General features: G+C 62.8%; 23 protein-coding genes. 12 read left to right on the top strand and 11 right to left on the bottom strand.

What is annotated here, in order from left to right:
• Positions 1–230 precede the first annotated feature (230 nt).
• Positions 231–503: a histidine kinase gene (locus tag ABID44_RS02275; RefSeq protein ID WP_354150047.1), complete on the top strand. Its 273-nt coding sequence runs from the start codon at positions 231–233 to the stop codon at positions 501–503.
• A gap of 93 nt (positions 504–596) precedes the next feature.
• Positions 597–917: a 2Fe-2S iron-sulfur cluster-binding protein gene (locus tag ABID44_RS02270; protein WP_354150046.1), complete on the top strand. Its 321-nt coding sequence runs from the start codon at positions 597–599 to the stop codon at positions 915–917.
• Positions 918–986: 69 nt separating this feature from the next.
• On the opposite strand, the gene ABID44_RS02265 is transcribed toward ABID44_RS02270, so the two are convergent.
• A complete protein-coding gene (locus tag ABID44_RS02265; protein ID WP_354150045.1) occupies positions 987–2,471 on the bottom strand; it encodes an MDR family MFS transporter in 1,485 nt (494 codons plus the stop codon).
• 46 nt (positions 2,472–2,517) lie between these two features.
• The gene (locus ABID44_RS02260; RefSeq protein ID WP_354150044.1) at positions 2,518–3,135 is read right to left on the bottom strand and encodes a DUF922 domain-containing Zn-dependent protease; all 618 of its coding nucleotides are present in this window, start codon (positions 3,133–3,135) and stop codon (positions 2,518–2,520) included.
• A gap of 82 nt (positions 3,136–3,217) precedes the next feature.
• Between ABID44_RS02260 and folP the strand changes: the two genes are divergently transcribed.
• The 3 genes from folP to folK are packed head-to-tail and all read left to right on the top strand — an operon-like array spanning position 3,218 to position 4,934.
• Entirely contained in the window at positions 3,218–4,075 is an 858-nt protein-coding gene (folP, locus tag ABID44_RS02255; RefSeq protein WP_354150043.1) for a dihydropteroate synthase, read from the top strand.
• A 3-nt stretch (positions 4,076–4,078) separates the two neighbouring features.
• Positions 4,079–4,438: a dihydroneopterin aldolase gene (gene folB / locus ABID44_RS02250; protein ID WP_354150042.1), complete on the top strand. Its 360-nt coding sequence runs from the start codon at positions 4,079–4,081 to the stop codon at positions 4,436–4,438.
• Between the two features lie 49 nt (positions 4,439–4,487).
• A complete protein-coding gene (gene folK / locus ABID44_RS02245) occupies positions 4,488–4,934 on the top strand; it encodes a 2-amino-4-hydroxy-6-hydroxymethyldihydropteridine diphosphokinase (protein ID WP_378226757.1) in 447 nt (148 codons plus the stop codon).
• A 9-nt stretch (positions 4,935–4,943) separates the two neighbouring features.
• On the opposite strand, the gene ABID44_RS02240 is transcribed toward folK, so the two are convergent.
• Genes ABID44_RS02240 through ABID44_RS02230 form a run of 3 tightly spaced genes read right to left on the bottom strand, consistent with a single transcriptional unit; the run spans position 4,944 to position 6,446 of the window.
• A complete protein-coding gene (locus ABID44_RS02240) occupies positions 4,944–5,492 on the bottom strand; it encodes a DUF924 family protein (protein WP_354150040.1) in 549 nt (182 codons plus the stop codon).
• 16 nt (positions 5,493–5,508) lie between these two features.
• On the bottom strand, positions 5,509–6,213 hold the full coding sequence (locus tag ABID44_RS02235; protein WP_354150039.1) for a TIGR02281 family clan AA aspartic protease: 705 nt from the start codon (positions 6,211–6,213) through the stop codon (positions 5,509–5,511).
• On the bottom strand, positions 6,210–6,446 hold the full coding sequence (locus tag ABID44_RS02230) for a DUF1289 domain-containing protein (protein WP_354150038.1): 237 nt from the start codon (positions 6,444–6,446) through the stop codon (positions 6,210–6,212). Before ABID44_RS02230 ends, ABID44_RS02235 begins: the two co-directional genes overlap by 4 nt.
• 210 nt (positions 6,447–6,656) lie before the next feature.
• On the opposite strand from ABID44_RS02230, the gene ABID44_RS02225 reads away from it, so the two are divergent.
• A complete protein-coding gene (locus ABID44_RS02225) occupies positions 6,657–7,652 on the top strand; it encodes a nicotinate-nucleotide--dimethylbenzimidazole phosphoribosyltransferase (protein ID WP_354150037.1) in 996 nt (331 codons plus the stop codon).
• A gap of 119 nt (positions 7,653–7,771) precedes the next feature.
• Here ABID44_RS02225 and ABID44_RS02220 read toward each other — a convergent pair whose 3' ends face one another.
• Positions 7,772–9,292, bottom strand: a complete 1,521-nt coding sequence (locus ABID44_RS02220) for a sensor histidine kinase (protein ID WP_354150036.1) — start codon at positions 9,290–9,292, stop codon at positions 7,772–7,774.
• A gap of 75 nt (positions 9,293–9,367) precedes the next feature.
• Between ABID44_RS02220 and ABID44_RS02215 the strand changes: the two genes are divergently transcribed.
• The 4 genes from ABID44_RS02215 (at position 9,368) to ABID44_RS02200 (ending at position 11,889) form a co-directional block, all read left to right on the top strand.
• A complete protein-coding gene (locus ABID44_RS02215) occupies positions 9,368–9,985 on the top strand; it encodes a thermonuclease family protein (RefSeq protein WP_354150035.1) in 618 nt (205 codons plus the stop codon).
• A 45-nt stretch (positions 9,986–10,030) separates the two neighbouring features.
• Positions 10,031–10,642, top strand: a complete 612-nt coding sequence (locus tag ABID44_RS02210; RefSeq protein ID WP_354150034.1) for a glutathione S-transferase — start codon at positions 10,031–10,033, stop codon at positions 10,640–10,642.
• Positions 10,643–10,648: 6 nt separating this feature from the next.
• Positions 10,649–11,290 carry a uracil-DNA glycosylase family protein gene (locus tag ABID44_RS02205; protein WP_354150033.1) on the top strand — a complete coding sequence of 214 codons (642 nt, stop codon included), beginning with the start codon at positions 10,649–10,651 and terminating at the stop codon, positions 11,288–11,290.
• Between the two features lie 107 nt (positions 11,291–11,397).
• The gene (locus ABID44_RS02200; protein WP_354150032.1) at positions 11,398–11,889 is read left to right on the top strand and encodes an Lrp/AsnC family transcriptional regulator; all 492 of its coding nucleotides are present in this window, start codon (positions 11,398–11,400) and stop codon (positions 11,887–11,889) included.
• A 19-nt stretch (positions 11,890–11,908) separates the two neighbouring features.
• Here ABID44_RS02200 and ABID44_RS02195 read toward each other — a convergent pair whose 3' ends face one another.
• From ABID44_RS02195 to ABID44_RS02180, 4 genes are all read right to left on the bottom strand, one after another.
• Complete coding sequence (locus ABID44_RS02195) at positions 11,909–12,463, bottom strand: hypothetical protein (RefSeq protein WP_354150031.1); 555 nt, start codon at positions 12,461–12,463, stop codon at positions 11,909–11,911.
• 128 nt (positions 12,464–12,591) lie between these two features.
• Positions 12,592–13,701: a YcjF family protein gene (locus tag ABID44_RS02190; RefSeq protein WP_354150030.1), complete on the bottom strand. Its 1,110-nt coding sequence runs from the start codon at positions 13,699–13,701 to the stop codon at positions 12,592–12,594.
• Entirely contained in the window at positions 13,698–15,173 is a 1,476-nt protein-coding gene (locus tag ABID44_RS02185; protein WP_354150029.1) for a YcjX family GTP-binding protein, read from the bottom strand. Before ABID44_RS02185 ends, ABID44_RS02190 begins: the two co-directional genes overlap by 4 nt.
• Positions 15,174–15,290: 117 nt before the next feature.
• The gene (locus tag ABID44_RS02180; protein ID WP_354150028.1) at positions 15,291–15,794 is read right to left on the bottom strand and encodes a SixA phosphatase family protein; all 504 of its coding nucleotides are present in this window, start codon (positions 15,792–15,794) and stop codon (positions 15,291–15,293) included.
• Between the two features lie 179 nt (positions 15,795–15,973).
• On the opposite strand from ABID44_RS02180, the gene dksA reads away from it, so the two are divergent.
• Positions 15,974–16,390 (top strand): RNA polymerase-binding protein DksA, encoded by a 417-nt coding sequence (gene dksA / locus ABID44_RS02175; protein ID WP_354150192.1) that lies wholly within the window; start codon positions 15,974–15,976, stop codon positions 16,388–16,390.
• Positions 16,391–16,496: 106 nt separating this feature from the next.
• Here the strand turns inward: dksA and ABID44_RS02170 are convergent, their stop codons facing one another.
• Entirely contained in the window at positions 16,497–17,159 is a 663-nt protein-coding gene (locus ABID44_RS02170; RefSeq protein WP_354150027.1) for a hypothetical protein, read from the bottom strand.
• Positions 17,160–17,393: 234 nt separating this feature from the next.
• On the opposite strand from ABID44_RS02170, the gene cckA reads away from it, so the two are divergent.
• Positions 17,394–19,988, top strand: a complete 2,595-nt coding sequence (gene cckA, locus ABID44_RS02165) for a cell cycle histidine kinase CckA (RefSeq protein ID WP_354150026.1) — start codon at positions 17,394–17,396, stop codon at positions 19,986–19,988.
• The last annotated feature ends 29 nt before the right edge of the window (positions 19,989–20,017 follow it).

Raw genomic sequence — 20,017 nt, 5'->3', positions numbered from 1 at the left:
GCGAAACCGCGGAAATCCAGATTTTTTCAGGCTGTACATGGTTCAATCCTTAACCCGCTGTCCACCGCTTATTGCCAAATTGCTCTCCGCCGGACGGTCGTGATCGACGCGCCGGGGGAGTTGGGCGCATGAATAAAGGCGGGCATATGGCCAGTTCGGGACACGCAATGGAAAGCTGTGGGAAAGCGCCCCGATCGCCTGTGGACCTTGCTCATCTCGAGCGACAGGCCATGGGCGACAGGCAACTGCAGCGCGAAGTTCTCAACCTGCTCGCGGAACAGGCGCAGTCGGTGCGCCTGCGAGTCGGCTCGGCTTCCCCCGAAGACCGCGCCGCAATGGCGCATGGGCTGAAGGGCGCTGCGCGCGGGGTTGGCGCATTCGTGCTTGCCGATTGCGCGGACGCTCTGGAGCGTGAACCCGAAATTGAACAGCACCGGACACGGCTTGAGCAGGCCGCGGACGCGTTTCTGGCTTTCCTGTCGGGGCTGGAGCAGGAGCCTTGACCGTCCCGCGCGCCCGCCACGGCGATCTTGCGCCGCAGTTGACTTAGCCGGTGGAGTGATTATCTCGGCGATGGCTTCCCCTCAGGTGAACAAATGACCAAGCTGACCTTCATCGCCCATGACGGCACCCGTTTCGATGTCGAAGCCGAAAATGGTTCGACCGTCATGGAAAGCGCCATCCGCAATTCCGTGCCGGGCATTGAAGCTGAATGCGGCGGCGCGTGCGCCTGCGCCACCTGCCATGTTTATGTCGACGAGGAATGGACGGATATCGTCGGCGAACCAGAGGCGATGGAAGAAGACATGCTGGACTTCGCCTATGATGTCCGCCCGACCTCGCGCCTCTCCTGTCAGATCAGGGTCCGGGACGAACTCGACGGTCTCGTCGTATCGGTCCCGGAACGCCAAGGTTAGAGCATCGGGGACCGAAAAGCGGACGCGGTTTTCGGATTATTCCGACAGTATGCACGGCGCTCCAGTTTCTCACTCCGGCATGATCGGGGCTTTCGCAGCATCGTACCCGCGCAAAGGCTTCTGCGGCATGAAGGCGAAGGTCAAAAGCGCGGCGGTGATCATCACGCCTGTGGCGATGAATATTGTCGAGAAAGATCCGTGCGTTCCGGCCATTTCGGCAGTCATCGCGCCTTCGCCCGCAAGTGGAAGGTCGTTGCCGAGCGCGATGGCGCCCAGAGCGGCGACCCCCATCGCGCCGCCCAGAGACCGCAGGAAGGTCAGCAGCCCCGTCGCGATGCCGAGATCCTTCTTGTCGACGGCGTTTTGCACGGCGACGGTCGAAACCGGAAAAATCGTGCCGATGCCGATGCCGATGACGGTGGTGGCGAGTTCGACCTCCATAATGTGTGCCTGATCGGCAATGTAAGCCAGCACGCCAAGGCCCAAAATGGCGCAAGCGAGGCCGACATGCGCTATGCGCTTGTAATTCACCATACGCGGAACAAGCCGGCCGCTCAGGCCAGCGCCGGCCGTCATGCCCAGCAGGAGGCCGAGCATCGCAAGGCCCGTATCGCCCGGAGACAGGCCCAGTGTGGCCTGCATATAGACCGGAAGGTAGACGGCTAGCCCGATACTGCCGCCCTGCAGCAGAAACATGGTGACGGTGCCGGTCAGCACGATGCGATTGCCCAGCACCTCCAGAGACACCAAGGGCTCGTCGGCAAGGCGCAGTCGCAGCCCGAAGAGGAACCAGAATGCGGCCGAACCCGCCAGAAGCCCCACGATTTGCGGGTCGCTCCACGCGTAGTTGTTACCGCCCCAGTTGACGGCAAGCAGCAGCAGGGAGGTTGCGGTGATGAGCAGCAGCGCGCCCCAGCCGTCGATGTTGTGCCTGGCGCCGGCTATGGCGAGTTTCTTCAGCGGATTGCTGATGAAGGCTATGGCGATGAGCCCGAGCGGCAGGTTGATCCAGAAAATCAGCGACCAGTGCAGATGCTCCGCGAACCCGCCGCCGAGCAGCGGGCCGGCGACGCTGGCGATTGCCCATGTGCCGGAAATCCAGGCGGCATAGCGCGCGCGTTCGAGCGGCGGCACCAGATCGCCGATCACCGTCTGCGTCAGCGCAAACAAGCCGCCGCCGCCGAGCCCTTGCACGGCGCGGCCGGCTATCAGAACCAGCATATTGGGCGCGAGCGCGCAGATGACGGAACCTGCCAGAAAAATCAGGATCGCCGCGAAAATGACCGGGCGGCGGCCGTAAATATCGGACAGCTTCCCATATAAGGGAGCCACCGCGGTGGCGGTGAGCAGATAGGCCGTGACCACCCATGACAGATATTCGGCATGACCGAGCGTGGCCGCCATGGTGGGCAGGGCAGGCGCGACGATGGTCTGGTCGAGCGCGGCCAGCAGCATAGATAGAAGCACGCCTGCGATGATGACGTTCTTTTCCCGATCACTCAGCGAGAAACCGGGAACGGCCCCTTTCGGCTGGCCGCCAATCGGCTGGTCCATTGTTGTTTTTCTCCGATTTCGAAACGATGGTTGGGCGGGCCGCGCCTCAACTCTGCTTTCCGGCCTTGTCCAGGCGGTCGATGCGGTGGAGCAACAGGCGCAGGAGCCTGTTCTCGAAGTTGATGCCTTCGACACGGTCGAACTCGATCTGGGCGCGATCATGCTTTGCAAGCACCCGTGCCGAAATCTCTCCGGCTCTGGCTGCGGCTTGCTCGCAGGTCTTGTATCTTGCCGGCCTTCTCAAGGTCTGTTCGAGTTCGCGGGCATGCGCCTTTGCGATTTCCACATGGCGCTCCTCATGCCTTTTTATGTCGGCGAACAGTGTATCCCAGAAAATGCGGACTTCTGCGTTCGCATGGCGGCGCTGCCGCCATTTCGGCAGCACGATGCTGGCTTTTACGGTCGTATCCGCCGATACGATGCGGCAATGGCGGCCGTCATTGGCGTAGCCGACCTTTGTGGTGAAGTTCATGCGCGTTGCGCCCGGATGACGCAGGCCGGTCGATTTCACATGTGGCCCGCGCTTGAAGAGCTCGCTTTCGATCTGCTCGAACGTAGTGCCGCCGACGCCGAAATAGCTGTAGCTTTTGGAAAGGGTCTCCGCTGCGGCGGGCGCCGCGGCAGCGGCCGCTATGATCAGGGGGAGGAAAATTTTCTTCATCATGTTGTCTCTGGCGGCACCTTGCGTTACGGCGGCATCCGGCGCAACGAAAAAGCGGTCAATCGCCACAGGCTGAACGGCAGGCATGATGGGACAGTGGCATCTGGCGCATGGACGCCATATCGATCTCGGGGCGCGTTCCGTGGTGATGGGCATCCTGAACGTGACCCCGAACAGCTTTTCGGACGGGGGTCTGTTCACCACGCTCGATGATGCGGTGGCGCAGGCTCGCCTGATGGTGGAGCAGGGCGCGGCGATTATCGATGTCGGCGGCGAGTCCACCCGTCCCATGGCCATGCCTGTCAGCGCCGCCGAGGAGCAGAAGCGCGTTCTGCCGGTGATCGAGGCGTTGGCCTCGCTCGATGGCGTGCTTCTTTCCGTGGATACATACCGGGAAGAGACGGCGCGGCTGGCTGTGGCGGCAGGCGCGCATATCGTCAACGATGTGTGGGGGCTCCAGCGCGAGCCGGGCATCGCAAAGGTCGCGGCGGACACCGGGGCAGGGCTGGTGATCATGCATACGGGCCGGGAACGCCAGAAACTGGCCGACGCGATCGAGGATCAGTTCCTGTTCCTGCGCAGATCGCTGGAAATCGCCCGTGAGGCGGGCATCGACGACTCGCGCATCGTGCTCGATCCCGGCTTCGGTTTCGCCAAGGAGACGCCGGAGGACAATCTCGACCTGATGGCGCGATTCGAGGAACTGCACCGGCTCGGCTTTCCGCTGATGGCGGGAACATCGCGCAAGCGGTTCATCGGGACGATCACCGCACGCGAGGCCCCGCATCGCGATGCGGGAACGGCAGCCACGAGCGTCATTCTTCGCCTCAAGGGCGCCCAGCTTTTTCGCGTCCACGATGTCGCAATCAACATGGACGCCCTGGCCGTGGCGGATGCTATGCTGGCGCGCCAGTCCTCTCTCGCCGCCCGGCCGGAAGAATAGAACATGTACACCATTCGCATGAAGAATTGCGCCTTCTTCGCAAGGCATGGCCTGCTGGAGGAGGAGGAGCGGCTCGGCCAGCGCTTCTACGTTGATGCGGTGATGCATGTTGAGCCGAGCAAACCGATCGAATCGGACTCCATGGAGGCGACCGTTGATTATGGCGTGGCCTTTCAGGTGATCGAGGAAATCGTCACCGGCCGCCGGCATTTCCTGATCGAGACGCTTGCGCATGAGGTGGCGAAGGCGCTTGCAGCGCGATTTCCGCAGATTCAACGTTCGGAAATCACGGTTCGCAAGCCGAATGCGCCGGTGCGCGGCGTTCTCGACTATGTCGAGGTGACCGTTGCCTGGCCGCAATAGCCGCGTTTTCCTGAGTCTGGGCGGCAATCTGGGCGATCCGGAAAAGTCGATGTCCGCCGCGCTGCGGACCCTTGATGCCCATCCCCATGTGGAGGTGAGCGGGGTATCCTCGCTTTACCGCACGCCGCCATGGGGAAAGCTGGATCAACCGTCTTTCCTGAATGCGGCCGCGGAGCTTTCAATTTCGCTGCAGCCGCAGCAGCTTCTGGAACTTTGCCTCGAAACGGAGCGCCGCCTGAAGCGGGTGCGCGAGGAGCGGTGGGGGCCGCGCCTCATTGACATCGATATATTGATGTTCGACGCCCGCATCATTCAGGAAACGGGGCTTGAAGTGCCTCATCCACGCATGCTGGAGCGTGCTTTCGTGCTGGCGCCTCTGGCGGAGCTTGCGCCCGGTCTCGACATCGGCGGTGAGCCGATCGAGCAACGACTGGCGGCGGTGGACACGAGCGGAATCGAGCGCCTTGCTTCCGGACGAGAGTGGTGGCGGGCCTGAGCGGCTGCTTCAGCCGGCGAATCCGCCGCCATCGAGGAAGGCTTTTTCTTCTGGTGTCGTTTCGCGGCCAAGCGGGCCGTTGCGGTGAGGGAAGCGGCCGAAGCGTTCAATGATGTCGTGATGGTCCACGGCATATTCCAGATAGCTGGCGGCGTTGGCCTTGTGCAGTTCTACCGACCGCTTCTGGTCGGCAAGGTCTTCGGAGTGCTCGAACGGCAGATAGAAGAACACGCGTATCTGCTCGTCGAGCGCAAGATCGTGACCGGCTTCCACCGCCTTGGTCGCGTAGTGGCGCGCCAGCGGATCGGTCGCGAACATGTGGCCGGTGCCCCGGAAGCAGTTGCGTGGAAACTGGTCGAGCAGGATCATGAGCGCCAATGCGCCCTCCGGATTCTCGATCCAGCGATCAAATTCGCGTCGCGCCGCTGCATGGTGAAGGTCGAGAAAACGCGACCTGAAGTCGGTGTCGAACGCCTCATCCTTGCGGAACCATGCTTCGGGACCGGATTGACGCCAGAAGTCGGTTACAATGCGGGGATCGATGCTCGAAATGTCCATGTCGGCTCCTTTGTGTTCAGTCGCGAAGCACCATACTGTCGCCGCGCACGTCAAAGCCGGACAGCGAACCGATGAAATTCATGCCGAGCAGGCTTTGGCGAAGCGCGCCGGGCGCGGCCACCAATACCGGCATGTCGCGGCGTGTGATGTTGCCCACGGTGATTTCGTCGGCCCGAACGGCGGCGGCGCCGGTGGTGCCGTTCGCGGTCGAGACACGCACCGTATAATTCAGGGATTGAGGATCGAAGCCTGCCACGCGCGCATCTTCCGCGCTCAGAACGGTGGTCGTGGCGCCGGTGTCGACTATCGCCTGCACCGGCCTGCCATTGATCGCCATGCGCACCTCGAAATGGCCGCCGCGCCCCTTGTCCAGCGCGACGGTGGCGCGGCCATCCTCCATGCCGAGCATCAGAGGGCTTCCGGGGATCAGCCCGGCCGTGACGCGATTGCCGAAGTCCTGCAATTCGTAGCGATACTGGTAGCCCGCCACCAGCGCCAGCACGATCAGCCCCCACAGGCCGAAGCTGCGCGCCATTTCGCCGAAGCGATGGCCCGACCGCAGCAGCCCCGCGCCGATGACCGCGGCAAGCACGCCAAGCCAGATCAGGCCGGCGAAGTCGTCATTGAGGAAACCGAGCGTGGTTCCCGACTCATGGTTGATCGTCAGCAGGACCGCAGCCACACCGATGACCGCCAGTATGATCCAGAGCGTGCGGTTCACCGCGAAGCCTCCGCGCGTTCACGCGCCATGCGGGCGCGTCGGGTTTCGCGGCGGGGCTTGCGCTCGACGGTTTCAAGACGGGCGGCGAGCTGCCCCATGATTTCCCGGCGCTGCTGCGAAGTCATGGAAATCCAGTCCGAAATCTCGTCGCGCGTGCGCCCGCAGCCGAAGCAATAGCCGGTTTTCAGGTCTATCGAACAGACGAGGATGCAGGGGGATTCGATCGCAGTCATGGTGTTTCCCTGAACATGGGGACGAAAAACGAAGCAGGTTTCAGGTTCCATGCCCAAACAAAGAAGCTGGACTCCATCCCACATGGTGCACCCTGGAAGATGATGCAAGCTTTTCCACCGCCGCCGGGTTGTGCCGTTTTTGGCGATGGCGGTTGTCAGTGAGGCGCTGGAGGGCTATGCGGACGGCAGTTTTGCAAGGAGCCGGCGCACATGGTCAGCGCATTGCCGTTTGAGGATTTCCGTGGCCTTCTGGACAAGTTGCCGGAGCCCGATGAGAAGGTCGAAGCGGGCATCCGTCAGGTCTTCGCCAAAGCCGCGCTGGCTCAGGGGCCGCTCGGCGTCATGGAGGACCTCGCCGCGTGGTTCGCGGGCTGGACCGGCCGTGCGCGCCCGCAGGTGTCGCGTCCGCTGGTTGCGATCTTCGCCGGTACGCACGGAGTGGCCGCGCACGGCGTTTCGCCGCGCCCGGTCACGGCCACGGCGGAAGCGGTGGAACTGTGCGCGGCCGGAGGCGCGGCCATCAACCAGGTGTGCCTGACCTACGATCTCGGCCTCAAGGTGTTCGATCTCGCGCTCGACCTGCCGACAGGAGACATCACCCGCGAACCGGCGCTGGATGAGCGCGGCTGTGCCGCAACCATGGCTTTCGGCATGGAGGCCATCGCCGGCGGTTCGGACCTGCTTTGCCTCGGTGATATGGGCGTAGGCAATTCCACGGTGGCGGCGGTGCTTCTGGCAGCGCTGTTCGGCGGTGCGGGCAGGGACTGGGTCGGTCCGGGAAGCGGGGCCGACGAAGCCGCCGTTGCGCGCAAGGCGGCGATCGTCGATCAGGCGCTCGAACTTCACGGACCGCATCTTGACGACCCTCTGGAGGCGCTGGCGCGTGTGGGCGGTCGCGAATTTGCGGCTATCGCCGGCGCCATTCTGGCCGCGCGCATGGAGCGTATCCCGGTTCTGATCGACGGGTTTGCAGCAACGGCGGCCGCCGCCGCCTTGCACAAGGCCAAGCCGGGCGCGCTCGACCATTGCATTCTGGCGAGCCTGTCGCCCGAGCCCGGCCACCGACGCGCGACGGAGTTCATCGGCATGACGCCGCTGCTCGATCTCGGCATAGGGCACGGCGAGGGCGTTGGAGCAGCGCTTGGCGCAGGGCTGGTGAAGGCTGCGGTGCAGATGGCTTCGGGAATGGCGGCGGCGCAACGCTAGAGCATTTTGCAGTCAGACGAAATCGTCTGACGTTGCACAAATGCGGCCTGGAAAAGAAGCTGGAGCAACGGAAGCTGCGTTCGTCAGAACGCCCGCTGCTCAGAAACGCAGGATAGACCTTACCAGCCTGCGTTCGCCGCCATTCTTGTGGGCAGGGCCGGAAGCTCTTCCATGACGCGTGACGGCGGGAAGATGACGATCGCCTCCGTTCCTTCGCGCAGTCGCGAATGGAGTTCGAACTCGCCGCCATGCATGGCCACGAGCCCCTGCACGATGGGCAGGCCAAGGCCCGTTCCCTGCTCCGCGCTCTTGATGGCGATTGTCCCCTGACCGAATGCCGACAGGACAACCGGAATCTCGTCCTGCGGAATGCCGGGCCCATTGTCCTTGACCGAAATGTACTGTCCGCCGCCGGCTGTCCAGCCGACACGCACGCGGATTTCGCCGCCGGTGGGCGTGAACTTGATCGCGTTCGACAGCAGATTGAGCAGAATCTGGCGAATAGCGCGCTCATCCGCAAACAGGCGCGGCAGCGTCGGCTCGAACTGCGGATTGATGCGGATGCCCTTGTTGCGCGCCCGAAGCTCCATCATGTGGCAACTGTCCTCGGCGAGAAACGCCAGTGTGACCGGCTCCTCCTGAAGCTGGTAGCGGCCAGCCTCGATGCGGGACAGATCGAGTATCTCGTTGATGAGATTGAGCAGATGCTGGCCGGATTGATGAATGTCGCCGGCGTAATCCTTGTAGGTCTCGTTACCGACGGGACCCAGGACCTCGTCGGCCATCACTTCCGAAAAGCCCAGAATGGCGTTCAGCGGTGTGCGCAACTCGTGGCTCATGGAGGCGAGGAAGCGCGACTTGGCCAGATTTGCTTCTTCGGCGCGGTGGCGGGCTTCATCCGACATCGCCTTGGCTGTTTCCAGTTCGGCGATCAGCGCATCCTTTTCGGAACGGAAGGAAAGCAGCATGATCGATGAGCGATGCAGATGGCGTGCGACATAGGACAGGAAGGGCAGGGCGACGGCCAGCAGCGCCAGCATCATCATGTCGATGGGCGCCATTGGCCATTTGGAAGCGTAGGCATAGGCTGCGACGGGCAAGGCGAAGGTCGCGACCAGAGCTCCGCTGAGCGAGGAGGTCATGATCGCGGTGGCGGCCATGGCGAGCAACAGCGCGACCGCCTTCACTACGTGGAACTGATCGACGGCGCAGGACGCGCAGCTTAGCATGGCGAAAAGCGCCCAGCCAAAACCGGAAAGCGCATGCGCGAACAGGAAGTTTCGCTTTGCAGAGCCCGGCTTGATCAGGGCCGCGTCCGTCTTGTCGATGCGCTGGGCCACGACAAGCAGGGCGGCGTTGAACAGCAGGGTGACGCCTCCCCAAACGAGAATCCGGCTGCCGACGCCGGCGGCCGCTCCGGCGATTGTGACGAGAAGTATCAGCCCCGGAAGGAAAAGCGCGCCGCCCACTACGGCGCGGGCATGCAGCTTCAGCATCTCCCGGTCGAAATCGGGATTGCCGGCCTGTTGCGCCAGACGGTCGCGGGTCTTGCGTACAGCGCGCGCCACATCGCTGTTGCGATGCGGTTTGCGGCGGTCCACAATATTCTTGTCCGCTGTGGTTGAGCGTTGCAACGGCATGAAAGGGTTCAATCTATGCGGCCAGCATCTACAGCCGATACGCTACGGGCGAATGCTTAAGACTTTGTTTGCCATATGAGCAGATTGCGTTCGCGTGACGGAAACCGCTACCGCAGCCAGCGGCGTCGCAGCCCGGCAAGGCGGGCGCTCGACTATGGAATGACCATCGCACTGTTCGCTGTGCTGGCTTTTCTTGTGGCTCGGCTCGATCAGGCGAATACGCGCACGGAGCAGGGCTCCGCGAAGATCGTTGATGGCGATTCCATAGAACTTGATGGCCAGCGCATACGCCTGCGGGGCATCGATGCGCCCGAGTACCGGCAGAACTGCGTTCGCGAGGGGCGCGAATATCCGTGCGGCCGGCAATCGCGCGAGGCCTTGTTGCGGCTCACCCAGAACAAGACCGTGGCGTGCAGCGGCTGGCGCAACGATCAGTATGGACGCCTGCTCGCCGATTGCACGTCCGGCGGCGTGGACCTCAACCGGGCGCAGGTGGCGCAGGGCTGGGCCGTGGCCTATGGCGACTTCGAGCGGGACGAGGCCGCCGCCCGTTCGGCGGGGCTCGGCGTATGGGCCGGCGAGTTCGAGCGCCCGCGCCAGTGGCGCGACCGGCAAGGCGCAAAGGTGGAACCCGAACATGACGCGCTTGCCGCAATCGGTGACTGGTTGCGGCAACTGCTTCGCTTCTGGTGAAGGCGGACCTATATTTTCATTCACACAGGCGGCAGGGAGAAATTCATGAAATTGTATGATGGCGGGAAGGCGCCCAATCCACGCAGGGTGCGTGTGTTTCTTGCGGAGAAGGGCATCGAGGTGCCACTCGTGCCGGTCGATATGGGGGCGATGGGGCACCGTTCCGAAGAGATACGGTCGCGCAATCCCTTGCAGCGTCTGCCGGTTCTCGAACTGGATGACGGAACGGTGCTGTGCGAATCCGTGGCCATCTGCCGCTATTTCGAGGAGCTTCACCCAACTCCGCCGCTATTCGGGGAAGGAGCGCTGGGCAAGGCGCTGGTGGAGATGTGGCAGCGGCGCATGGAACTGGACCTGCTCATGCGCGTGGCCAACGCGTTCCGCCATATTCACCCGGCGATGAAAGATTGGGAGGTGCCGCAGATTCCCGAATGGGGTGAGGCCAACAAGCCGAAGGTCATCGACTTCCTGCATTTTCTCGACAGCGAGCTGGCCGGCCGCGAGTTCGTCGCCGGCGACGCCTGTTCGATTGCCGACATCACCGGGCTGGTCGCCGTCGACTTCATGAAACCTGCCCGTATCGAGCTTCCGGAGGAACTGACCCATGTGCGGCGCTGGCATCAGGCGATGAAGGCGCGGCCCAGCGCGGCCGCCTGATCCCTGGTGTCCGAAATCTGGAAACCGGAACCGGACGAAGCTCTTGCGCTCCTGACGCGCAAGGTGCGGGCCTGCCGCATCTGCGTGGAGCGACCCATCGGGCATCCGCTGCCGCACGAGCCGCGCCCGGTGCTGGTGACGTCCTCGACTGCCCGCATCCTCATCGCCAGCCAGGCGCCGGGGACGAAGGTGCATCTCAGCGGCGCGCCCTTCACCGATGCTTCGGGCGACCGCTTGCGCTCGTGGCTGGGTGTGACGAGCGCCGAGTTCTACAATCCGGAAAAATTCGCCATCGTGCCGATGGGGTTCTGCTTTCCGGGACAGGATGCCAAAGGTGGCGATCTGCCGCCGCGCCGTGAATGCGCACCGGCATGGCGTGAGCGGTTGATGGTCCTGATGCCGCAGATCGACCTGATCCTGACCATCGGCATCTATGCCCAGAACTGGCATATGGGGGCCTTGCGCAAGGCGTCCCTGACCGAGACTGTGAAGGACTGGCGGGCTGTCTGGGAGGCGGAAGGCAGGGTCAAGGTTCTGCCGCTCCCGCATCCTTCCTGGAGAAATACGGGCTGGCTGAAGAAGAATCCCTGGTACGAAATGGAATTGCTGCCCTTCCTCCAGGCGGAAATCCGCCACCGGTTAAGCTGAGGTTTTGAGAATTTATCACTTGCAATTCGTGTTTTGACCGGAATTTTTTTCTTGTTTAATGGGCTTCCTTATCTGAAAATTGGACAAGTTTTCTACAAGGAGCGCCCATGGACCGCCTCGACCGAAAAATTCTGCGCCTCTTGCAGGAGGACGCCACGCTGGCCGTGGCCGATGTCGCCAAGAAGGTGGGCCTGTCGACCACCCCGTGCTGGCGGCGTATCCAGAAGCTGGAGGAGGAGGGCGTCATCAAGCGCCGCGTGGCGCTTCTCGACCCGACGAGGATCAACGTTCGCGTCAACGTGTTCGTCTCGATCCGCACCAATTCGCACAGCCACGAATGGCTGCGGCGCTTTTCCGAGGTGATCCAGGAATTTCCGGAAGTGGTCGAGTTCTACCGCATGAGCGGCGATGTCGACTATCTGCTGCGCGTTGTGGTGCCGGATATCGCTGCCTATGACGCCTTCTACAAGCGGCTGATCGCCAAGATCGAGATTCGTGACGTGTCGTCGGCTTTCGCCATGGAGCAGATCAAGAGCACGACCGAGCTGCCGCTGGACTACATGGTGCTCGACAAGGAATCGGGCGCGAACGCCGCCTGACGGGATTTGGGCAGGCTCGTCAGTTCTTGGCGAGCTTGCCCACCGGTGCGCCATCCACGCGCTTGAGGTTCATGCCGATCACCGGCACCACCTGCTTGTCGACCTTCACCGAAACGGTCACGATCATCGAATCGTCATTGGGGATGCGCGCCTGCATCACGCCGTTGAGTTGATTGCGGTTGATGGCGAAGACAACCTTGCGCGGGTCCACCACGTTGCCGGCGACGATGTCGAGTCCTTCGCCGGACGAACCGCCCATGAAAGAACCCTTGTAGCCGCTGCGGCCCTTGTGTTCGACGGTGGCTGTCATCTGCTGGGTGAACACGCCAACGCGGCAGGAGCCATCGAGAGTCATGCCGGTCTTAAGTTCAGGCGTCGAGCCGGTGAAGGTGCAGGTGAACCGGGTGCCCTTGTATTTGCCCGCGACGATTTCGCCGGGGCCAACCCATTTGCCTTCGACAGTCTGGAAGAACTGCTTGTCGCGCTCGCCGGCGGAAGCGGTTGCCGGAAGGATTGCGGTTGCCGAAATGGCCATCGCCAGCGGCAGCACGGAAGACACGATCACGCTTTTCATCGAGGATACCCGGCAACAAAATACTGAGAGGAACCTTGGCCGAACCATGAACAAGAATGGTTAACGGTTTCTGACCATATGCCGGACAAATCGCCTTTTCACCAGCTTCCGTCGCGTCACAAAGTGTATCAGCCCGAGGTTTCTTCTTGTGGTTTCCCACGGCTTTCCTTGCCGGCGAAGGAGGTCAGGGCGGAGAGGAAATCGCCCATGCCGGGCCTCCTCAAAGCCTGAAACGGCAGCGGACGGGTGGTGTCCATGGCGGCGAGACCGATACGCGCGGTGAGCATGCCGTTGATGACGCCTTCGCCCAGCTTGGCGGAAAGCCGGGCTGCGAGCCCATGGCCAAGTATCTGCTGAACGAAGCCGTCGCCAAGGGCGATCGAGCCGGTGATGGCCAGATGGGCAAGCACGCCACGCGCCAGCCGGAAGAAACCGAGCGTGCCCGGGCGTCCACCATACAACTGCGAAAGCCGGCGGATGAGTCGCGCCGATTCGAAAGCGACATAAGCGATGTCGACGATGGCGCGCGGGCTGACCGCCGTCACCAGCGAGACGCGTTTGGCGGCGTCGAGCACCATGATTTTGGCGCGGGCGTCAAGGGGAGCGAGGATTTCGGTTTCCGCCAGGCGCACGAGGTCGGCGCCGTCGATGATCTCGCCACGCAGTTCCTCCAGCGCGCGGCGACCGGCGGCGGTTTCCGGTCTGGAAGCCAGGAAGGCGGAGAGTTCGTCCACCACCGCGCGCGCGGCCTTGGGATCGTTGCGTGCGAGGGCGTCCAGCGCACGCTTCTGCATCTTTTCGACCCCGGCAAGGCGGGCGACGGCCCGGAGTTCGCGGGCAAGCACGACGAAGAGGGCAACCGCGCCGATCACGGCGACGCCGGCGGCCAGCCAGCCGAGCCATTGGGTGCGTTCAAAAAGCGAGCGGATGAGATTGTCTATCCACAGGCCGATTCCCAGCGAAATGAGAACGCCGACAGCGCCCAGCAGAATGCGGGCCGCCAGCGAATGTCCGCGTGGTGCAGTTGCCGGCGGCGGTAATGCTTCGGAAATATCCGGCGCATGAAAGACGTCCTGCTCCAGGGGTGTCGCCACCGCCATTTCGACGGGCGCGGCGCGGGGCTTGCGTGGGGTCGAAGCTTCCGGCGGAAGCTGATCCTTCACCTTGTGGCCCACTCCGGCTTCGATTGCCTCGGGCGAGATGGGGAAGGCTGATGGCCTGCGAGGCGTATTGCTCATGCCAGCCGGTCTCCGATCAGAAACTGAAGGGCGCGATCGAGCCTGATATGCGGCAGGGACAGCGTAACACCTTCGGCGGTGCGTTCCAGCCTTGGCGGGCGAAAGCGGACAAAGCGGATCGTCGGATCGGCGTCATTCTGCCGATGACCGTTTCCTGTCTCAAAAACAGAGTCAGCTTTTTCCGGCAAGTCACCGGGAAATATGGCTGTTTCCGTTTCACCATCGAATGACTGGCCGCCAATGGTTTCGCCCGCCAGAGGCGTGCCGAGAATGACAGGCAGGATTTCGCGGCCCTGCTTTACCGTGCCTTCGCGGGTGGCCCTGACAGCGGCCATGGCCACCACGTCGACATCGGCGCCGGTGAAATTGGCGCGCGCGATAGCGCGATCCGCAAGCCGCCGCACGATTGCCTGCAAACGATCATGACTTTCATGATGCAGATGGTCGGCCTTGGTGGCGGCGATCAGGATACGGTCGATGCGCCGCGATACCAGATCGGTCAGGAAATTGCCCCGGCCGGGGCGGAAGCAGGCAAGGATTTCAGTGACGGCGCGTTCCAGATCGGCCATTGCGCCGGGGCCGGCGTTCAGCGCCTGCAAGGCGTCTATCAACACGATTTGCCGGTCGAGCCGGGTGATGTGCTCGCGGAAGAACGGCTTCACCACATGGGTTTTGTAGGCTTCGTAGCGGCGTTCCATCATTGCACGCAACGATCCGGGCCGCGCCCGGCGTCCCCCATTTGCCGGCAACGGCGCGAAGGTGAGCGCGGGCGAGCCTTCAAGATCGCCCGGCATCAGGAACCGCCCGGGCGGCAAGGTGGAGAGGGCGCGCTCATCGAGCTTGCAAGCCCTCAGGTAAGCCGCGAAGCTTTCCGACAGGCGTCGCGCAGTGATTTCGTCGCTATCGGCATCGGAATCGACGGATGCGGAAAGGGAGCGCCAGTCCTGAGAAAGGTCTGCACGAACCGGAAGCTCCGCCATTTCAAAGGCTTCGCGAGAGAAATCAGAGTAGGATTTTCCAAGCAGCGGCAGATCGAGCAGCCATTCTCCGGGATAGTCGATGATGTCCAGCGACAGCTTCCCGGCGGAGAACATACGGCTCCAGCCCGAAGCGGATTCATATTCTATGGTGAGCCTGAGTTCCGAGACGGCGCGGGTCGAATCCGGCCACAGGCGCTCTTCGACGAGCGTGGCGATATGGTCTTCGTACTGGAAGCGCGGCACCGCATCGTCCGGCTGTTCCTCAAGATACGCCCGGGCGATGCGGCCTGATTTCCTGGCTTCGAACAGGGGCAGGCGGCCGCCATGCAGCAGATTGTGGACAAGGGCGGAAATGAAGACGGTCTTGCCGGCGCGTGAGAGGCCGGTGACGCCGAGCCGCAAGGTGGGTGCGAACATCCCGGCGGCCCGGCCGGAAAGCGTGTCCAGCGCAATGCGTGCTTCGTCGGTGAAGGTGGTCAGCGAAGATGCCAATTCGGTTACAGAACCTTATGCAACTGATTGAAACCAAACGACCTGATTTGATCCGTTTCCGGCCCGTTTCCCGACCGATATAGGGCGTTGTCCTGCCCAATGTAATAGGCGCGAAGTTCAGATTCCCGCAGGCGTAAGAAATGCTTCCAGATATCCCTTGCCGGGAGCGGCCTCCGACAGGCCGCCTTCAAAGTTCAGCACGGCAAGGCCGGCCGTTGGAAAGCCGTGGTGGAGCGCGGCGAGCGCGCCATCATCGCCTTCGCCTGATACGGCGACTGTGAGATCTTCCATCATGGGGTTGTGCCCAATGACCAGCAGGGAGCCCAGATGGCCATGTTCGCGGATGGCGTCGAGATAGAAGGCGGCGTCTTCCGTATAGAGCGTGTCGAGGAACACGACGCGGCCGGTGTCCACGCCGCCGGCGACGCCTTCAAGCGTTTCCCTCGCGCGGCGGGCGTTGGAGCAGAGGGTCAGATCTGGCTGATATCCACACGCCCGCATGGCCGCGCCGGTGGAGACGGCTTCTTCCGCGCCGGGGGGATCGAGCGGCCGGTCGAAATCACGCATTCCGGGCTGCGCCCAGCCGGCTCTGGCGTGCCTCAGGAGATAAAGTCTGGCCACCAGCCCTCCCGTGTGTCCCTTACTCGAAGGATTATCGATTGCTGCGGCCGAGCGCAACAACGGGCGGGGTGGGAAAGTGTCCGTCTTATACGTTCGTGTGATGAGGCGAGTACAGGCTTGTGCAGGCTTGCTCCCGCGAATATATAGGCGCCAATTCTTGGGGCTGTCGGGTGAGTCGAATGAATCAAAACCTTGCTGCCGATTACATACCCTCCGATGACGAGCCGTTCATGAACGAACGGCAGAAGTCTTACTTCCGCAACAAGCTCATCGCCTGGAAAAACGATATCCTGCGTGAAGCGCGGGAGACGCTTGAAATCCTTCAACAGGAAAATGCCAATCTTCCCGATCTTGCGGACCGCGCCTCTTCGGAGACCGACCGGGCCATCGAACTCAGGGCGCGCGATCGCCAGCGCAAGCTGATTTCGAAGATCGATTCGGCATTGCAGCGGATCGAAGAGGGCACGTACGGTTATTGTGAAGAAACCGGGGATCCGATTTCTTTGAAAAGGCTCGATGCGCGGCCGATCGCGACTTTGTCGATCGAAGCGCAGGAACGCCATGAGCGCCGCGAGAAAGTATATCGCGACGACTGAATGGTCCGTTTCCGGGCAGACAAAAAGGCCGCCGGCAGGCGGCCTTTTTTATTTTTGGCGTCGGCAAGGTCCCGAAAAGCGAACCCTGCTTGTCGGGAGGATTATTTCAGCGCTTTCCGTTGGACAATTCACCCAGCAGCCTCGACATCTCGTCGTCCAGTGTCGGGCTGGGAGGCGGGGATGCCGGGGCCGGTTCGCCCAGCGACAGGGCCAGTTCGCTGGCCAGCGAATCGTCCAGCGCCTCGTCAACGGACTGCACCGGACGGGGTGGCATGGGAGCGTTCATGCGCGAGACGGGCGCAGGCACAGGCGGCGCCGACTCGGCGGGTCTTGTCGCCGGCGGCTGCGCCGGAGCCGGCGCCGACCTGTGGGGCGCAGCAACGGGTGGTGGCGGCTGAACGGGCGGCGCCGGCGCCCTTGCCGGTGGCTGCGCCATTGCGGGTTCATTGCCGGGGGCGGCGCGCCTGGGGCCGGCCAGCCGGATGTCGCGTTCAACCACCACGTCGGTCGGTCCGCCAATCAGAATAAGATGCTCCACGTCGTCGCGGCGAACCAGCACCAGACGCCTGTGGCTGTCGACGGCCGTGGCGTCCATGACCGCCAGTCTCGTCTTTCGGTTGCGCCCGCCTGAAACAAAGGTTCCAAAACGCATACTGCGAACCATCTTCACGACGATCAGCGCCACAAGGAGCAGAACCAGTGCGGCAAGGGTCCATAGAATGGCCGCGCTATAGCCGGACCCGCCAGCGTTATCGAGAAACTCAGACATCGGCACCCCCAGGAGCACACAGTAGAATCCGCGGGACAGTAGAACGCCGGCCTGCGCCACTGCAAGTTGCCTTTGCCCGCTTCAACGCTTCCCAACGGATGCATTCGCCACGGCGAGCGCGCAGGCCGGCGTCATTTTAACCATAGAGTTGCCCATCGGGCCTTTTCGGGGCAAGGAGAATGTGATTCAACCGGCTCGGGTCGGCAAGGGGCAGGAATCGTAAGCAGGGGGCAAATGGCCAAGGAAGTGCGCGGCGATTTCTATCCGGTTCCGATGGTGGACCACAATACGCGACCGGGAACGGTGACGCGGCTCATCATCTTCATCCTGGTCCTCATTGCTTCGGCGGTCGCGTTCGGGCTTTTCCGGGAACGCTTCGGTGATCCGTTCCTGCTTGGCATGCTTGGCGTGCTCGCCATGATCGGCGTCGGGTTCCTGTTCGCGACGGCCATCGGTTTCATCCAGATTGCGCCGCGCTCGACCGGCGACGAGCTTTCCAAGGCTTTCGTCGATTCTATGGCGCAGGGCCTTGTGGTCACGGATGCGAAGAATCGCATCGTCTACGCCAACCGCGCTTACGCCGAGATGACGGGCGCGGCGTCGGCCGCGGACATCCGCACGGTCGAGGGTCTGTTGTCGGATGCGCCCGAAGCCTCATCCATCATTTATCGTCTTGCATCGGGCTTGCGCGACGGTCAGCAGGGCGATGGCGAATTCCGGCTCAACCAGGCAATTCGTCCGGGAGCCGGCCCCGGCGCATGCTGGTATCGTGTGGAGGCGCGTTCGTTCCGCATTCCCGGACAGCGTCAGCCGTTCCACGCCTGGAAACTGGCGGAAATCTCCCGCGAGCGTGAGGAGCAGGAGCGCTTCTTCCTCGATCTGCAAAAAGCCATCGACCATCTGGACAATGCGCCGGCGGGTTTCTTCTCCACCGATCAGGACGGGCGTGTCACCTATGTGAATGCGACGCTGGCCGGATGGCTGGGCATCGATCTGGCGAGCTTCACGCCGGGAGCCGTGGCGCTCTCCGATATCGTGGCTGGCGACGGCATGGCGCTGGTCCGTTCCGTGCGCCCCGATCCGGGCGCCGTGCGCAACGCCGTCATCGATCTCGACCTGACCACGATGAAGGGCGAGGCTCTGCCGGTCCGCTTCCTGCACCGTGTGACGGCGACGCGGGACGGCCATGCCGGCCCTACGCGCACCATCGTGCTCAATCGCAATGAAGGCGAGGATTCGTCCGCGGATCTGAGGGCTTCCGAGGTTCGCTTCACCCGCTTTTTCAATTCGACTCCCATGGCGATCGCCGGGGTCGACAAGGATGGCAGGATTCTGCGTACAAACGCGCCGTTCCTGTCGCTGTTCGGTTCGGCGGTGGATCGCGATGCGCTGGACAAGCGCGTGCGGCTGGACACAGTCATCCACGAACGCGATCGTCCGGCCTTCGAGACCGCTCTGGAGAAGGCGCGCCAGCGGCAGGCGGATATCGCGCCCATCGACACTGTGCTGCCGGACAATGAGGAGCGGCACATCCGTTTCTACGTCAATGCCGTGGCCGACGGAGATGGAGCCGAGGAAGCGGCGATCGTCTACGCCGTCGACACCACCGAGCAGAAGGCGCTTGAATCCCAGATGGCGCAGAGTCAGAAGATGCAGGCGGTCGGCCAGCTTGCCGGCGGCATCGCGCATGACTTCAACAACGTGCTCACCGCCATCATTATGGCGTCCGACCTTTTGCTGACCAACCATCGGCCGTCCGATCCGTCCTTCCCGGACATCATGAATATCAAGCAGAACGCAAATCGGGCCGCTTCGCTGGTGCGGCAGTTGCTGGCGTTCTCGCGCAAGCAGACGCTGCGTCCCGAAGTGCTGACGCTGACCGACGTGCTGGCCGATCTGCGCATGTTGCTCGCCCGTCTTGTCGGCAATGACATCAAGCTCAGAATCGACCATGGCCGTGACCTGTGGCCGGTGAAGGTGGATATCGGCCAGTTCGAGCAGGTGGTCGTCAATCTGGCGGTCAACGCCCGCGACGCCATGCCTGGCGGTGGCGAACTGACGGTGCGCACGCGCAATGTGGCGGCTGACGAAGCAAAGGCCTTCCAGTATCGCGAGCTGGAAGCCGGCGATTATGTCCTGGTCGAGGTTGAGGACACCGGCAGCGGCATTCCGCCGGATGTGCTGAAGAAGATATTCGAGCCGTTCTTCACCACCAAGGAAGTGGGCAAGGGCACCGGGCTCGGACTTTCAATGGTCTATGGCATCATCAAGCAGACCGGCGGCTTCATATTCTGTGATTCGGAAGTCGCCAGGGGAACCACCTTCCGCATCTTTCTGCCGCGACACGTGCCCGCTGTGGCCGCGCAGCCTGCTCTGGGCGTCGAGGAAAAGCCGGTGGCCAATGGAGCGGACGCAAGTGCGACGCCTGCAAAGCCGGCCGATGCCGCCAGGGATTTGTCCGGCTCGGCGACCGTCCTTCTTGTCGAAGACGAGGACGCGGTGCGCATGGGCGGGGTGAGGGCGCTGACCTCGCGCGGCTACACCGTGCATGAGGCGTCGTCCGGCGTCGAGGCGCTGGACCTGTTCGAATCGCTGGAGGGTCAGGTCGACATCGTCGTTTCCGACGTGGTGATGCCCGAAATGGATGGCCCGACCTTGCTCGGTGAATTGCGCAAGCGCCAGCCTGACATCAAGTTCGTCTTTGTGTCCGGTTACGCCGAGGACGCGTTCGCGAAAAATCTGCCGGAGGACGCGCAGTTCGGTTTCCTGCCAAAGCCATTTTCGCTCAAGCAACTGGCGACGGTGGTCAAGGAAGTGCTGGAAGGCTGAACCCGTGCCGGCCCCGCTTCCAGCGGGGG

The organism is Aquamicrobium ahrensii, from assembly GCF_040545755.1.
GTDB classification, from domain to species: domain Bacteria; phylum Pseudomonadota; class Alphaproteobacteria; order Rhizobiales; family Rhizobiaceae; genus Mesorhizobium; species Mesorhizobium ahrensii.
The sequence above is the reverse complement of the archived record's forward strand: the minus strand, read 5'-3'. Positions and strand labels throughout refer to the sequence as shown.